Source organism: Acidianus infernus (assembly GCF_009729545.1).
GTDB lineage: Archaea > Thermoproteota > Thermoprotei_A > Sulfolobales > Sulfolobaceae > Acidianus > Acidianus infernus.
Genome location: NZ_WFIY01000004.1, coordinates 1980012 through 1995541, shown reverse-complemented (window position 1 = coordinate 1995541; position 15530 = coordinate 1980012). Strand labels below are relative to the sequence as shown.

Sequence of the window (15530 nt, the reverse complement as noted above, 5' to 3'; positions counted from 1 at the left end):
GTGTTCGTCATATTAAAGTTTAATTCATAGTAATTGAAACAAATCCTGACCAAAAATGATGGACCTCTATAAATTAAACCTCGGAATAAGGTTAGCTATTCTCGCAGCGGGTTTAACATTAACTGCACTAGCGTTAGCCCACCTAGTAGTATTCGCAGGCAGAAGCAACTCAGTTGATGGTGTATAAATTTTTGTTTAAAATTTTTTCCTTCTCTTAAGGTAAAGTTTTTAAGTTCATAACACAAAGTACGGCTTGTGCTAATTCAGAAAGAGACCCTTAAGCTTTCTGAAGTGTTATATTACTTACAGCGATTTGGAGATTTAAATCCTAGAATTATAGGCGCAATTTCTAGAATTAAAGATGCTGAGAAGCTTATCCAATGGTTAAGGAATAGATACCATTACAGATTGTTCCCCTGTTGCTAGATATGAGATTTTAGGGTTAAAGAAGTATTATGTGACAATCTATTTTAATTACTACGACGTTTCAATTGATGATCTCTATAATCTATTTGATTGGACTACAGTATTTATCCTAAGAGATCTTATGAATCCTCTTATAATTAATATATCAATCCTTTATACTTCTAGAGATTTTGAGAATGTTTTAGATTATTTACAAGACGAAGGAATAATTTATCACTACGACATACACAAGGTTGAGGAGGAAAAATTTTATCCTATTGATTATTCTGTCTTTGATTTTGAGAGAGGCGAATTCCAAGATTTCTTACCTTTTAGTAGAGAGCCTTTTGAATTACCCGATTTAACTGAAGGATTCATACCAGACGACCTTGACGTGAAAATTATTGGCAAAAAACAAGAGAGAACGGATCTTTCACTTAAGGATCTTTCTAACGCTCTAGGCATCTCTTTTAAAGATGTACTTTATCATACTCAAGCTCATGTAATAGGTAAAGGATTAATAAAAGGTTATAATGTCTATCTTTATAGACCAGACTTTAGGCTGGAGGTTATCTTTAACGAGAAGGAAGTTCTAGATGAATTAACTAAAATACCTAATATGTATTTTGTTTACAAGCTGGACGACAAAAGTTACGTAGCACACATAAGCGACATTTCATCACGATTAATTCCTTACTTGAAGTTTATTTCTAGTTTGAAGAAAAAGGATACGATAGAAGTTTACATTCATCCAACAGATGAGAACCACTTGCTCATTTCCTCAATACCTTACGAACATTTTGAGAAAGGGAGGTGGAACTTTAACACAGAGGTCATGAAGCTAAGGGCAGAAAAACTAGTGAAAAAGCTTGAGGAAAACTCAGCGTGAATAGAGTGAACTTTTTGCGTTTCTATGATAATTAAAGCTAACTTTTCTAGGCAAGTAGCTTACCACGGTTTTGTTAAATAGGTTGTGACGACTAGTTCATGAACCTTGATGGGTCACTACGCTTATACCTAATTATGAGGAGTATTTATTGTAAGACTCGTTATATATAATGAGTTCAGATTATCCTTCCAAATTATATATTCTCCCGTATTTAATATCGTGGAGATGGGATATTTAATACTTATTTTCGTCCCATAAGAAAAGTTTTATTCGCAATCTACTCTTACTGATCCGCCCCTAGAAGGGGCGAGGTTTGTCATTTATTTTATCACCTTTCCGTACTGAGAGATCAGGAAATCGTCTGGGGCACTAGACTTTCAGCTGGGTAGATAATTTAATTTGTTTCTTCACAAAACATAAAGCTGAACAATTAAAGTTTAAATTTGAGGAAAGTAAAAATTATATATGCTGAGTAAAGATGAAATAATTAGAGCAATAATTAAAGTTACTGGAGGTGACGAGAACAAGGAGTTTACTAAGACAGCTATACTCCGAGAGTTGGGAATGAAAAGTGCTAAGGCGAGCATAGACAAAATCTTTAAGGAATTAGAGGATGAGGGCTTCATAAAATTTAAGGAGACGAAAGGTCGTGGTAAATACTACGTATTAGCTAAAAGGCAAAGCGAAAAACAGGACATGAAAGATTTAAAGGGAGCATTAAGGGAGGTCTTGGAGGAGTATTTTGGCAAGCCTAAAAGCTTTGCAGACTTAGATAGGACGTACGACTTCATGAAGGACTCTCTAGGCTACGTGAGAATTGAAAATCTAAGGAAACAACTAGGTATGAGCCTTGAGCAGTTCATGGCAAAATTTGGGGATTACATTTTACAACATTACGAGCTCATCCCAGGTGGGGAGGAGGGGTTCATTAAGAACGGGGTAATGTATGGGATAATAAGGAGGAAAAGGTAACATGTGTGAGTTTCAAGAATACACTGTGAGCAAATACGGCGATAAGCCCAAGGTTGAAGGCAAGGTTTGGAAGGACGCTCTAAGTGAGATTAAGGATTCAATCCTAAAGAGGAAGGATATTGTAATAACAATTGTAGGAGCTCCGGGGATGGGGAAGACTACTTTGTTAAACGCAGTCTACGACGAGCTAAAAGAGTCTTATATTATATACCTAGACTTGGTTAACAGCACCTCGCTGTCCTCCTCAGCCTGGAACTTTATACTTATGACCAAACTTAATGAGAGGATAAGGACAAACGCTTTCAATTTACTTTATGATCACAAGGAGGAAATAGGTTACACTGGCTTTGCGAGAATTAGGGAATTCCCTAACTGGTTAAGGCACTTGTGCTTAAAGGAGGCTTGGAGCGAGGCCTACGGCTATGCGGAAAGGCTGTATTGCATGAAGTATAGCAAAGACGTCGATGGGCTCATAGAGTTTTTGAAAGATCTTCAAAACTTGGGCGCAGTTGGTCTCCTCTTAGACGAGATGAAGGCAGAGGAAGGGCTATTAAAGGAACTCCACAAGTTGATAAACGAAGTTAAGTTACCAATAATAGTCACAATGACCCCTGACGTTATGAGTAAGATTAATGATAGCGCTCTAGTTAGAAGACTTACGGAGAGGCAAATAGAGTTAAAATTGAACTACAGCGATAAGGCAGACATACTCAAGGCATATTGCGAGGAGTATTATAAGGAATTGTCAGAGATAGAAGAAGTCGCTAGTGCCTCTTCTGTAAACCAGTTACTCGACAAGGCTAGGATTGCGTATAAGAACGCCTTGGATAAATGTAAGGATGAATATAAAAAAGAGGAGTGTGTAAGGAGGGAGTTGACTAAAGCTTTTGATATAGGCGACCCAATGGAGGCTTCAAGGCAATTAGAGGATAAGATTAGGGAAGGGCTTCTTGAGCTGAAGAACGAGCTGGGAATAACTTTCGTTCACACAAAAGGGAAGAGGATTGACGATTTACATGTTATTGTTGATATATACTTTGAGACTGCTAACGCGGCTTACATTGGCGACATTAAGTTGAGTAATAAGGATACTTTGAATAATATAGAAAACGTGAAGAAGTTAGAAAAGCTAGACCACTATGATGACCTCCCGGTTAAGAAGTTCATAGTGACTAACCAAACTAACGTCAATATTAAAAACTTTAAGTTGATATACGTTTCTAACGAGGATATTAAGAGAATCATAGAAGGCGATAAAGAAAAGAGGAACGAGTTAGTGAGAAGGATAATGGAAATCTAAGCTTAATAGCATGGTTAAGCAGTCCGGCTTTTTCCAGAGATGCATTCTGTGGAGGTCTATCGACAAGGTATTCATACCTACTCGATTTCTTTCTCGTGCTCTAGGTAGTTCTCTTTCTTCAACCCAGATATTATCCCCCATGGGTAAAACACAGCCAAGGACACCAATGCTGTAATTATCGTAGCATCTATGAAAGGTATTATGTTTAACGCTCCATCACTGCCAATGTAAGTCATTATTGTTAGGAAAGCTATGTAAGTCATGTACCATATTGACTCTTTGAAATCTTTTGTAGCCTTTCCTATTGCGGCGAATACTGCAGAGGCTATAGTTAATAGTAATACTGAGTATGGTACTGCAGGCCACCCAGACCAGAATACTATTAACGAAGAACCTACGAAAGCTATTGCCGAAATTACGTTACCTAAAGGAATCTTGTACTTAGTTACTCCTTGCCTCCTCAACACTACAAGGGCAATTGGGTTTGTGGCGAAGCCTAAATAACCGGCGACTACGCTATCAGATATTAATCCATATATGCTCGGTATTGGCGCAAATAGGAAGGTAATTAAAGCCCCTACTACTGCGAAAACCATTAATCCCCAATAAGGTATTGCATACTTCTCGTGCAACTGTCTCATCGCGCTACTTACGAATCTAGACCTCCCCATAGCTAAAAGTACTCTGCTACCGCTACCCATGTAAATGTATCCCGTTAGGAAAGGGCCTGCTATCGCAGATATCAAAATTATTATTAGGAATATTTTTAGATCATATGAAGAAGTCAATATGACGAATGGATTACCTGTTACTTTTGACAATCCGCTCCAGTCGCCAGGGGTTATGCCAAAAGCTTTCCAATTTACAGTAAGTATGAGGGTTAAGTCGTATAATATATAAATTGCCGCTTGACCTAAAATTGTAAGCAACAGTGCATAAACAATGTGCCTTTTATCTTTAGTTTCCTCCGCGAAGTCTGGGACTACTCTAGCACTGCCAAAGGCAAACATGGCGTAAGGCATTGCTGCAAATATTCCGGCTATTCCAAATGGTAGTACACCGTGATAAGCAGTAAAGTTCTGGGGATTTGAGAAGAGTAAAAGTAGAGCCAATACAGGCAGTACGTAAAATATTATTTTGACGCTTCCAAACCCTGCAGTAATTTTTGCGAACAGCTTTATCCCGTAATAATTGAAAGGTATATATGCTATTAATATGACGACTCCTACTATTGCTCCTAAGAGTGTTGGATATCCTTGTTTATTCAGAAGCTGAGGGAAGATAAAGTATAAGCCCTCTATGGTAGCGAAAGCCTCAATGGGTGGTATAAATAAATACCATATGAGATCTGCAGTCGCGTTAATTAAGTTAGTAACTACACCATGTGAGTAAATTGAATACCTAGATGGGCCTCCGGCTTCTGGGTAAGTCTGGGAAAGCTCTATGTATGTTAGACCAATGGTGAAGTAAAAGAAAATTCCGACTAACCAGGCTATTAAGCTCCCTGGTCCCGCTAATGCCGTCATTTCCACTTGACTAAAGAACACTGCCGTAGCTACTGCTCCAGCAAGCCCAATGATAAATAACTCAAGGAATCCTATCTCTTTTCTCAAGTGTTTTCCTTTATCGGGTGTGCCGGTCATGGTGTATATAAGTGGCATTTATTTCTTATAAATTTGCCTTGAAAATTTTTGACAATTTAAGTATATTTAAAAAATAGTACATTTGTATATGAGACGATTAGCTAAGTTTAAATTATTAGTAAAATTTTAATCTCACTTAGAAAGTATATGATTAACATTTGAGTTATAGTAAAGGCTAGAAACCTTGTGAATTAGACGTCTGATGCAGTTATACTCTAAAACGACGCAGTTATTGCACACAAGTAGAAGCTACAATCTTTTCACTACTCATGGTTAAACGAGAACCTCATGGATCATTTGGGATTTTTATGTGAGCAAAATTATGCTATAGATAACGCCAAAAATTGACTATTCTGATACTTTAAATACAGAAAGAGCTGAAAAGTTGGCTATTTTGCTGGCGGTTAACTAACATGATGTTACAAAACTGGGGGTTAAGGGGGCGGAAAGCCTAAGGGATGGATAGCCCCCTTATAGAAAGCTTTTTTAAACTTTTTTCCTAGTCAATATTCAATGGCTAGGAGGGATAAAAACCCAATCAGAGCAACAGTTTCGATGAAGATTGGCTTATCTGACCCTCTCCTAGCCCTCGTGAACAACTACGTTAAGGCACTCCGTTTTGCCCTATTTTGGATGAAAGAAAACGTGAAAGATCCAAACGAGAAGGGCACACTTTCTAAAGTGCACGAGGGATTGTATGAAAAGCTGAGGAAAGAATACAATCTGCCATCAAAGGTTGCTGAGGACTGCTATCGTGATGCCCTAGCAATATATAAGAGTTGGTACAACAACCCCAAGAGGGGTAGGTTCCCGCGCGTCTATAAGCCGACAGTGTGGTTAACACCAAAAGCTAGCTACAGTGTAGACTTAGATAGGATGGTAGTTAAGATAGCAAGTGTTTGTGAACTGCCAATACTAGGTTATCCTAGGAACTTAAAGGATTACTCAACCTGGGAGATGAAGGAGGCTAGGCTCACAATCAAGGATGGCAAAGCTTTCCTCAAAGTAACTTTCGAGAAGGAAGAAGAGAAAGTTAAACCTAAAGACAGTGTTGCCGTAGACGTAAACATGAATGACATTGTAGTGGGGAAAGACGACAGTCACTACGTTAGGATTCCCACTCGCCTTCACGATGCTTATCACTTCAAGTCATTAGCTGAACATTTGCAGAAGAAGTATCCTAAGAGGTGGAAGGAGAACAAGAGAATTCTACACAGAATACGTTATTTTCATCAAAAGGCTAAACGAATCATGGAGGATTTTGCTAGGAAAGTTGGCAGATGGACCATTGAGATTGCTGAGAAATTGGGTGCCAACGTTATAAAGTTGGAGAACTTGAAGAACCTCATTAAGGACGTTGATAAGCTACCAAGTGAGTTTCGCGATAAACTCTACTTGATGCAATATCGTCGTATTCAGTATTGGATAGAGTGGCAGGCTAAGAAGCACGGAATGATTGTTAAGTATGTTAATCCTAGTTACTCTTCCGTTTCCTGTCCTAAGTGTGGCAAGAAGATGATTGAGATGGCTTATAGATATTTTCACTGCCCCTCGTGTGGTTATGAGAACGATCGTGACGTTATTGCTGTCACGAATTTAAATGGGAGGGGGTCTCTGACCCTCTCGACTGCCCCTCAGATGAGAGATGTAAACCCAAATCGATGAGGGGAACCCTCGCTGACGGGGAGGAAGTCAGTTTCTCACCTTAATCTATATCCACAATTTGGGCAGAATTTGTATTGCGGAGCAACTGGGTAACCGCAGTTAGGACAATACCTAGGCGTTTGTTGGCTTACGGCTTGTTGGTGCGACGTTATCACTTGCACAATTTGGTTTATAATCTCTTGTTCTTGTTCATAACTACCCAAGACGCTGGCTACATCTACTCCCGCAAAAGCACTACCTAGCAAGGCTAGAAACTTGTTATGTAATAGTAAGTCCGAAGCGCCCGCTATTCCACCTTCGACCCCAGCCCACTCTAGTTGGACTCTGGCACTAGTTATCCCAGTCTCGATTACGACTTTGTTGTTATCTTGACATATCTTGGTTGTGTAATAATGCCCCTTTAACCCCCTAGCGTGTAATTGCAATATGAGGATATTAGGGGAGTAGGTAGCGTAAACAGTCATCCCCTCGCTTCGGAAGAGCATCTTCAAATCTTGTGCTAATGCTTTCATGTCAAGGGGCTTGTTGATGTTTAATTGTATGACTTTACCTCCAACTGGTTGGCATATCATTGACTGCACAAAATTATTAGACATAAAATGAATTATGCCACGTCAAATAAAAATGTTATAACTGGTCTTCCACGTTATAGTCTATGCAGATATCTTCACCACAATTCTTACGTTTTTCTCAAAGCCTCCGTGGGCGTATAAGTTCCTCTTATCAACGCTACATATTTTAACCTCTTCTTCCTCATTCTCTTCCTTTTTCATTACCTCTGCAAGCATCGTGGGTTTTCAATTCTACCAATGAGGAACTTGTAGTGTATCCTCTTGTGCATTTCTCGATCTCCTCAACCGATTTATTGATGTGTTTAGGAACGAGAAATGATCGTGAAGTGATAGTCTTCACGGTCCAAGAATTCGTAATGTACACTTGAATCAGCTAATAAATTAGGAATAAGTTAAATTTATACTTCTCTCTAATCTGAAGATAAATTGATAATGGCTAAGTTTATCATAGAGCATTTAGACGTTTTAGGCAAGTGGATATTAATTGAGTATAAACATAGCTATGAGATAGCTAAGAGAGAGGGAGTAGATTTATTAATTTGTGGACTAAAGCTTGAGGGAATACCATCAACTGAAAAAAGATTTTATGAGATATTTGATCCCAAAAATGTTATAATTTTGGATCCTCAAGCAAATGAACCCTTGAAAACAGAAGATTTTGATGGAATTGACGCAGTAATTATAGGAGGAATACTTGGGGATCATCCTCCTAGGGGAAGAACTAAGAGCCTTCTTTCTGATAGATTCCCTCAATCTAAAAAGAGAAACATAGGGAAATTGCAATTCGCAATAGATGGTGCATTATATGTTGCTATACAAGTAATGAAAGGTAAAAAACTTGAGGAAATACCCACTATAAATGGTTTGAAAATAATATCAGAATTTAAGGGTGTAGAGGATGAGATAATTTTGCCTTTTGGGTATCCGTTAGTTAACGGGAAGCCCTTAATTTCGGAAGAGCTTATTAAATATTTAATAGGTAACAGACCACATAGAATCAAATGGGGAGAAGATGAATATATTAGCTATTGGCAACATGTTTAACTTGTCTGGGGCATCAGTACATATTATTAACGTTTTAAAAGAATTAGCCAAAATGGGCAATGAGGTCACACTTTATGTTCCCTCTTTTTTAGTTAAAGAAGATTATAACGTATTTTAGAGAAAAACGGAGTTAACGTTTACCATTCAGTTTATGAGGTAATCGAGAAGAGATTAAATACGACAGTTAATAGATATTTGTATTTTATCGATTCACATACAGTTTATCTAAGGTGGAATAATATAGGATTAGATAAAATATATGTAGATAATTTGAGTAAAGAGACTAAAGCTGATGTAATTTATGATATGCATGAAGATAGTATAACGCTTAGATTAGCACATTACATTTCCAAAAAGATGGGTAAACCGGTAGTTAAACTCCTACATGATGAACCATTTAGGAATTCTTTCGGAAGGGGATATAGGAAATTTATGATACGCTAATGTGGTTATAAGTTAGATAAAAGGGTATTCATTCTATGCAAGACGGAATTTTGAGGGGTATAGCTTCCGTTTCCAAAGCTCCAGTTTATTTGTCAAATATAGATAAAATTACTAATTAGTAAATATAATGTTAAACTAAGAGTATTTAAGGTGGGTAACGCATTTAATAAGGATCTCATATATAAGTATAGAAGAGTGAAAAATAAGGAAAATTACGCGGTATTTTTTGCTAGATTAGTTCCACAAAAGGGAATAAGAGAACTACCTAAAATAGCCGAGTTAATAGATAGTCGGAAAGTTCTTTAACGAAAGAGATAAGAGGTTGTTAATAGGTAATCATAAGATAGAATATAGGGGATATAGACCAATAGAAGGGTTATATGACACTGTTTCCAGGGCTAAGGTATTAATATACTCATCAAGATGGATTTTCCTTAGTAGTCTTAGATACTTTAGCTTTAGGTACGTCAATTGTAGCTTATGATATCCCTGCAATAAGGTCAGTCTATTCTGGGTTGAAACCAGTTAGAATCGTAAAGGAATATGATATGGCTAGGGCTGTAAATGAAGTCCTTAAAATGAGTGATGAGGAGTACGAAATTGAGCATAATGATGAGGAGGTAAGGAAATTCTTAGATGATCACTCTTCATGGTAGCTAAGGAAACTTATGATTTCCTCTCCGAGTTCATCTCTCACTATTCCCACTCACGATGTTCACAACTTCAAGTCGTTAGCTGAAAATTAGTTCAACTACTTATAGGCGTAGTTTCCCTCAAAGTCCTCAATTAGCTCGTAGAAAAAAGTCGATAAAAAATGACTATTTATCAAAGTCCTCAATTAGCTCGTAGTAACCCTTGAGAAGGGGGAGGTTATTCTTTTCTTTTTAGACAAGTCGTAAAACTAATAAATTTGGAAGTCAAGTTTTGTAGATGAAGTTTTCAATAACTACCTTAGCAATCGTAGGGCTCCCTTACGTACTGTTAATCTATTACACCTTAAGGCTACAGACGTTCACGATCGAGCTAACGATATTGTACATAGTGCTTTACGTGTCCTTTATAATGAGCTCACGGTTACTCCCAAAATATGCTTTCATGCCCCCGTTGATAACCTTCCTAATTCCGATAATATACACTATACTGTACCCTCAACTCTTACAGCTTAACTTTAGCAACCCACTAACTTCTATTGCCTCGGATTTTGAGCTCTTGATTATAATTATAGGCATAATTTTTGCTGTCTTATCGGGTCTGGATTTGGCGTCAGATGACGGATCACAGTTAGCGGGACCCCTCCTCTTTCTAGGAGTATTCGCCAACGGAGTCCAACTCTACCTTGCTCTTCAAGGCTATCAATTCAACATGGGTTATATTCTAATCCTAGACCCCATGTTCCTAACAATTGCTACTGCGAGTTACGTGCTCCCAAGGAAACAGACTACAAGAAACGTTACTACAACAATACCGACTTTAAGTAAAAGCCCTACAGCCAATACAAGAAAAGCAGCTGCTAAAAGAACCGGACAAAAAATGAAGTCTACACCAACATCCAATACAAGAAACGTTACTACAACAGCTAACGTATATTTTGAACTGCAAGGTCTACCACCAAGCTGTACTCCTATCATCAGGATAAACGGTTATGACAAACCGGTGTATTACAATAACGGGAAGTTCCTACTTAAGGTAGATTACAGTTGTGTTTGGGAGGCATTGCCAGTGAATTGCAATGGCGAACAGTACTATCCAGACAAAAAGAGCGGGTTGGCTACCATAGGGGATCACGTGATAATTAACTACAGTAAAACTGTAACTCTTATTTCGCTAAGTCAACCTAGTGGCTCCGTGAATCCAACAAGTGCCCAACCTCTGCCAAAAGTCCCAGACGTGTGGATAGGTAGTACTATAGGGTCATACAAAATCGAAAGCCTCATAGGTGAAGGAGGTACTGGGTACGTACTCAAGGGCAGGTTTTCTAACCAAGAGGTGGCAATAAAAGTCCTCAAGATTGATAAAGACCCAGACCTCTTTGCTAACTTAGCAAGGGAGGCGTTCAACTTGGCAGAACTATCTAAACACCCTAATGTGGTGAAGATCTACGCAATTAACGTCGACAAGCTCGTAATAGATAAGATTTTGAACGGTGACACGTTGCTTTACGTAAAAAGCCCACCTTACATAGTAATGGAACTCATGAAGGGCAGTATCTACGACCTCATGATGAAGGACGAGTTCTTTTACTCCCAAGCCTGGAGGAGGACAGTGATTAGGGCTATAAAAAAGATAGCCGAGGCGTTGTACTACATGCACTCAAATGGTTACGTACACATGGACGTTAAACCCCAAAACATTTTAATAGATAAGGTACCATCAGAACCAGCAGAGCTAGACAACGTAAACTTTAAGCTCGGAGACATGGGAGGGGCGGTGAGGGTTGGAGAAAAGGTCATTCAATTCACTCCGACTTATGCACCTCCAGAAGTATTTTTATATAAGGCGATGCCAGTCTTTGATGTTTTTTCCCTAGGGATGACGCTTTACGTACTTTTGACCAGAAAAATAGATAGGCCAGACCTGCAGGAAATGAACGAAGCTTTTAACGACTTGAGCAAGGTTAAGGTCGCTAGAGACAAGCTAAACGCGTGGAGCCAGAACTTGGATGAAGTGATAAGAAAAGCGATATTGTTACGAGCTACGATAAAGGATTTCATGAACTTACAGTACTGACTAGCTACGAAGCGCTGCTCGACTTGACCGTGAGTACCTCCTCGTCTTGCAGGAATCCCTTCCGGGGTCAGACTAATTTCGTCAATAAGGTCTCAGCTTATTTTTCTCTTTTGAAGAATTCTACCCGCCTTTATAAGTGTCTCAGTATAGCCTGCCCGGATAATAACGCTAATCTTTCAAGTATGAACACCTTCCACATAAGCGTAGCAGTGCTAACTGTGTAGTTTTAGCGGTACTTCTCGTCTCTAAAGAGGTATGAGCCCTCTGGGAGGCAACATTGGCGGAAAACGTCAGTTGAGTGAGCGCTAATAAGGCAACTTCAGATTTGTTAGCTGTTGTAGACATGAAATGTATTAAGATAGAACCAATTCGCAAAACGTCGATTTGAGCGACTTCTCAACCCGTCGTTTACTTGAATACCCACCGTAGAGAAACACAGAGGCGCTTACGTAAATAGAAAGCCTAGATAAACTAGATTTTAGCAAGAACTCCGCTAGTATTTCAGTCTTATAAGAACGTTAAAAGGCATAAACATTGAGAAATTCCCTTGCTAAGTCAATCGAAATTTAAACGTTATGGTCAATCAGCTTTCTATATTTGTACGAAATTCGCATTAGGCAATTGAGACTTGCAATATCGAAAATGCTCAGCATTTCCCTCCTATAGGCTTTTTTCCAATAATGGCGAGACCCTTAACTCTCGATAGAAATAAAAAGAAGTGAGGCAAGAAATATTCATGGACGTTACGTTTTACTCTCACGAATTTAAGCTTTTCATATTCTCCATCCTCTCGTTCATAGTAATACATTATTTTTTAACGACCTTTTACATAACATTGCCGTATACATGTAATTATGAGGTAATAGACGTAATCGTAAATCTTGTGGTCTACTCTTTAGTTCTATCCCTACTGACTTATAAGCTCTTTAGGGGAAACGAACCCGGAAAATATTACATAATCTGGTTCTGGTCTATATTCCTTAACTATTACTTTTTTAATGTTTCCCTCTATTTCCCTTTTGATCTAGGTATATTAACCGGTGTAATTTCCGCTTTATTATACTCAATCCCACCATCGCTAGTAATGTCTGCAGTAAGGATGAAGAATAAGGATTTAACTTGGTCCTTATCTACTCCTCAATTATGGGCTGGCACAGTGATGTTCGCTTCACTGTTTTTACTCTCCTTTTATACTGGGATAAATATTGATTTCTTTATTTATGGTGCACTGGCTGGGCTTCTACTGTCTTTCATAGCCGTGGGGACAATGGAGACCATGGTAAATCTTTCATTAATACCTTTATTTGTTATAGCCTTTTATTACACTGGCAAATCAATATATTACGTAACTCCTTATACTCTCTTACTTGTTTTCGGGGGCTCTCTCCTTATCTTCTGGGCTTCCATGAAGCCAGCAATTATAATTAATCGCTTCACTGGCGAAGTCACTCCATTAGGAGTAGTGTCTTCTATTTCTTTATCGTTTTTCTTCCCAATAATACTCTTAGCCTTGTGGTATATAGCAAGGACTATAGCATTTAATTACAGCGATTACATTTCGCCCGTCACTTTGTCAACATTCCCTATAATCTTCTTACCTACCGTGATAGGCAATACCTTAGTTGACTATCTTAAGGGAAAAAAGCTTGATAAGATGATGAGATATTACGGCGGTAAAACAGGTGGGATAATTGGCGGAGTCGGTTTAGCTGATGGCTTATGGCTAGACTTAGTAGGGCTTATGATATACTACTTAACGGCACTTAGGTTCGGGTTTATCGACGGCACCACACTTTATTTATTAATAATAGTACCAGTTATTACAATTCTCTTGCGTTTTGGTAGGATAGCTTGAGATGAAGAGAGCAACATTCAATCTTTTCTCTCCCACCTATATGGCCCATTTATAACTGTCTTTGATGATGAATTGAAGCAAATATATGAAGAAGCAAGTATTTATAATAGCAATACTGCCTTTGATTTCATAACTCTCAAAGACCACATTTAGGAACCTTGAGCGTTAATTTGAAGGAGTGCATAGAGATGGAATTTTAAAGTGCATCATTTAGGAACCTTGAGCGTTAGTCTTGACTCCCTTAGTCCTCCAGTAAACTATTTAACGCATTTACCTTCGCTCTAAAAGCCTTTTACATTAAACGAGTTATTTCTACGTCCCCTTTCACCTTTCAATTTTGATAAAGATCCCCTTAAACGAGTTAGGGAGTTTAATGAGTTTTAAGATAAACGAATATACAGGCTATGATGAAATTGGTTATAAGAACAACACGAAGAATCTAAAACTTCTCCTTCTATGTGATATAGACATATTACTTGAGTATAGTAGTTTTATGGAAAAAGGGTCCACCATTCTCTTAAAGAGATGGTTAGAAGGTTTTTATTTCTAATATCAATGAAGAAATAAGATTAGAGAGAATAAAAAGAAAAATATAAAAAGAAATTCAAGGAAATTATAAGAACAACCTTTGATAAAAGGAGCAGCGCGGCTAATGAGGAAGTTGTTGCTTAAGTAGCGTAACCAGCAAGGGTTGTATGACGACGAAGCTGTTAAACATTATAATTGCTCTTCCACGTTTTTAATACAATCTTTATAGTCTACGCCTTTATAGTCTACGCAGATATCTTCGCCACAATTCCAGAGGAACGTTACGTTTTTCTCAAAGCCTCCGTGGGCGTATAAGTTCCTCTTATCAACGCTACATATTTTAACCTCTTCTCATCCTCTTCCTTCGCCTTTTTCATTACCTCTGCAAGTATCATGGGTTTTTCAATTCCACCAATTTTCTTTACAATATTCTCTATATTATTTATCTCATTGAGGATTAGGTATTTAACTGAGTCTGACGTAGAGTACTTTTCAGCCATACGACGTATATTTTTCAGCGTGTTATTTCCTTCTGCTATGTGTTTAGAGATCATAAGTAGTGAGTGTAAGTAGCTAACTTCAATGTGCATCGATTCGTCGTAAATTACGTTACCTTTGTCGAAAGTTATATTTATGTTGAGATTCTCGCTATCAAGCTTTTGTAATTTATTTTCTACAGCTTCTAAGCAGGCGTCTATTTTATCCTTGCTCAGCAGTAAGTATAGGAATATCCCTCCTGACAATGCGTTGACCACGTGGTAAACGAAGTCTGGGTTACAAGAGCTGTCGCCTATCTCTTTAAATACCTTGTTTTTTATTACGTTCTTGCCCTCCTTTGATAGGAAAGGAGATATGATTGAGAGTATCGCTTGCCTAGTGGTTAATTTTTCCGAGTAGATTGCGTCTATTTTATAGGGGCCTTTGTTTCCTTTCACCACTGGTTCTGAATTGTAAACTTTTAGTTCAACTCCTTCCTTATCTTTTTCAATCATGTAAGTATATGTGGCTAGCTTAATTGCGTCTGTGGCGAGTAATGGCATGTGATTTATTCCGTGAGTTATATCTATGTAGACCTTGTCAGGCTTTTTGTCTTCTAGGATTTTTAAAGAATTGAAGTATACGAAATTAAAATAGAGCGTATTTCTCCTATCCTTTTGAGTGAATCTAGTGCCGTATATGTTTGGGGATATTAATAACTTGAAGTTATTGCCAAGTTTATTGGAGACTTTCTTTCTTATAGAATTTCTACAACAGTTGAGATCTGTACAACTATTATCGCATAAGCTCAACCCTGCATATACTATTATCTCGTCCTTGTTTAGGTTTAAAGCTTTAGATATTGCAATGAATGAAGCATTAGTGAATTCACTTACTTGCCCTCCATCCTCTTTATCAACTATATACGTAACCTCATCGTAATTTGTTGGGTCGCCTATAGGGGCAAATAAAATATTCATAATTCAAGATAGAGGTTTATTAATAAAAA

Annotated in this window: 14 protein-coding genes and 1 pseudogene; 10 read left to right on the top strand and 5 right to left on the bottom strand. The window is 38.0% G+C overall.

Annotated elements, in window-relative coordinates:
- Positions 1-55 precede the first annotated feature (55 nt).
- The 5 genes from D1867_RS12650 to D1867_RS11215 all read left to right on the top strand — a co-directional run bounded on the left by D1867_RS12650 (position 56) and on the right by D1867_RS11215 (position 3566).
- Complete coding sequence (locus D1867_RS12650; protein ID WP_276608439.1) at positions 56-187, top strand: hypothetical protein; 132 nt, start codon at positions 56-58, stop codon at positions 185-187.
- 68 nt (positions 188-255) lie between these two features.
- Positions 256-426 carry a hypothetical protein gene (locus D1867_RS12525; protein WP_240872254.1) on the top strand — a complete coding sequence of 57 codons (171 nt, stop codon included), beginning with the start codon at positions 256-258 and terminating at the stop codon, positions 424-426.
- Positions 427-457: 31 nt separating this feature from the next.
- Positions 458-1294: an AsnC family protein gene (locus tag D1867_RS11225; protein ID WP_240872251.1), complete on the top strand. Its 837-nt coding sequence runs from the start codon at positions 458-460 to the stop codon at positions 1292-1294.
- Positions 1295-1759: 465 nt separating this feature from the next.
- Entirely contained in the window at positions 1760-2266 is a 507-nt protein-coding gene (locus D1867_RS12520) for a hypothetical protein (RefSeq protein WP_240872248.1), read from the top strand.
- Position 2267: 1 nt separating this feature from the next.
- Positions 2268-3566, top strand: coding sequence for a P-loop NTPase family protein (locus tag D1867_RS11215; protein ID WP_155864209.1), 1299 nt, complete (start codon positions 2268-2270; stop codon positions 3564-3566).
- Between the two features lie 77 nt (positions 3567-3643).
- On the opposite strand, the gene D1867_RS11210 is transcribed toward D1867_RS11215, so the two are convergent.
- Positions 3644-5209 carry an APC family permease gene (locus D1867_RS11210; protein ID WP_155864208.1) on the bottom strand — a complete coding sequence of 522 codons (1566 nt, stop codon included), beginning with the start codon at positions 5207-5209 and terminating at the stop codon, positions 3644-3646.
- A gap of 513 nt (positions 5210-5722) precedes the next feature.
- On the opposite strand from D1867_RS11210, the gene D1867_RS11205 reads away from it, so the two are divergent.
- Positions 5723-6874 carry an RNA-guided endonuclease TnpB family protein gene (locus D1867_RS11205; RefSeq protein ID WP_155864207.1) on the top strand — a complete coding sequence of 384 codons (1152 nt, stop codon included), beginning with the start codon at positions 5723-5725 and terminating at the stop codon, positions 6872-6874.
- A 35-nt stretch (positions 6875-6909) separates the two neighbouring features.
- Here the strand turns inward: D1867_RS11205 and D1867_RS11200 are convergent, their stop codons facing one another.
- A complete protein-coding gene (locus D1867_RS11200; RefSeq protein WP_155864206.1) occupies positions 6910-7470 on the bottom strand; it encodes a zinc ribbon domain-containing protein in 561 nt (186 codons plus the stop codon).
- 57 nt (positions 7471-7527) lie between these two features.
- Positions 7528-7662 (bottom strand): TM1812 family CRISPR-associated protein, encoded by a 135-nt coding sequence (locus tag D1867_RS12785; RefSeq protein WP_420809279.1) that lies wholly within the window; start codon positions 7660-7662, stop codon positions 7528-7530.
- A 216-nt stretch (positions 7663-7878) separates the two neighbouring features.
- Between D1867_RS12785 and D1867_RS11195 the strand changes: the two genes are divergently transcribed.
- The 4 genes and pseudogenes from D1867_RS11195 to D1867_RS11180 all read left to right on the top strand — a co-directional run bounded on the left by D1867_RS11195 (position 7879) and on the right by D1867_RS11180 (position 13516).
- Entirely contained in the window at positions 7879-8490 is a 612-nt protein-coding gene (locus D1867_RS11195; protein ID WP_240872377.1) for a hypothetical protein, read from the top strand.
- Positions 8459-9673 (top strand): annotated as a pseudogene (locus D1867_RS12710) (glycosyltransferase family protein). Before D1867_RS11195 ends, D1867_RS12710 begins: the two are co-directional and overlap by 32 nt.
- A gap of 980 nt (positions 9674-10653) precedes the next feature.
- Entirely contained in the window at positions 10654-11661 is a 1008-nt protein-coding gene (locus tag D1867_RS12185) for a protein kinase domain-containing protein (protein ID WP_162309171.1), read from the top strand.
- A 736-nt stretch (positions 11662-12397) separates the two neighbouring features.
- Positions 12398-13516 carry a hypothetical protein gene (locus D1867_RS11180; RefSeq protein WP_155864203.1) on the top strand — a complete coding sequence of 373 codons (1119 nt, stop codon included), beginning with the start codon at positions 12398-12400 and terminating at the stop codon, positions 13514-13516.
- A gap of 717 nt (positions 13517-14233) precedes the next feature.
- Here the strand turns inward: D1867_RS11180 and D1867_RS12780 are convergent.
- Entirely contained in the window at positions 14234-14383 is a 150-nt protein-coding gene (locus D1867_RS12780; RefSeq protein ID WP_420809299.1) for a TM1812 family CRISPR-associated protein, read from the bottom strand.
- Positions 14326-15501, bottom strand: a complete 1176-nt coding sequence (csx1, locus tag D1867_RS11175; RefSeq protein WP_240872244.1) for a CRISPR-associated CARF protein Csx1 — start codon at positions 15499-15501, stop codon at positions 14326-14328. The genes D1867_RS12780 and csx1 overlap by 58 nt, the downstream gene beginning before the upstream one ends.
- Positions 15502-15530 lie beyond the last annotated feature (29 nt).

Bases quoted from the DNA above. Each gene is read 5' to 3' on its own strand.
- D1867_RS11205 (WP_155864207.1), top strand. From the start codon at position 5,723: ATGGCTAGGAGGGATAAAAACCCAATCAGAGCAACAGTTTCGATGAAG.
- D1867_RS11200 (WP_155864206.1), bottom strand. From the start codon at position 7,470: ATGTCTAATAATTTTGTGCAGTCAATGATATGCCAACCAGTTGGAGGT.
- D1867_RS11180 (WP_155864203.1), top strand. From the start codon at position 12,398: ATGGACGTTACGTTTTACTCTCACGAATTTAAGCTTTTCATATTCTCC.
- D1867_RS11210 (WP_155864208.1), bottom strand. From the start codon at position 5,209: ATGACCGGCACACCCGATAAAGGAAAACACTTGAGAAAAGAGATAGGA.
- D1867_RS11215 (WP_155864209.1), top strand. From the start codon at position 2,268: ATGTGTGAGTTTCAAGAATACACTGTGAGCAAATACGGCGATAAGCCC.
- D1867_RS11195 (WP_240872377.1), top strand. From the start codon at position 7,879: ATGGCTAAGTTTATCATAGAGCATTTAGACGTTTTAGGCAAGTGGATA.
- csx1 (WP_240872244.1), bottom strand. From the start codon at position 15,501: ATGAATATTTTATTTGCCCCTATAGGCGACCCAACAAATTACGATGAG.
- D1867_RS12520 (WP_240872248.1), top strand. From the start codon at position 1,760: ATGCTGAGTAAAGATGAAATAATTAGAGCAATAATTAAAGTTACTGGA.
- D1867_RS12650 (WP_276608439.1), top strand. From the start codon at position 56: ATGATGGACCTCTATAAATTAAACCTCGGAATAAGGTTAGCTATTCTC.
- D1867_RS12785 (WP_420809279.1), bottom strand. From the start codon at position 7,662: ATGCTTGCAGAGGTAATGAAAAAGGAAGAGAATGAGGAAGAAGAGGTT.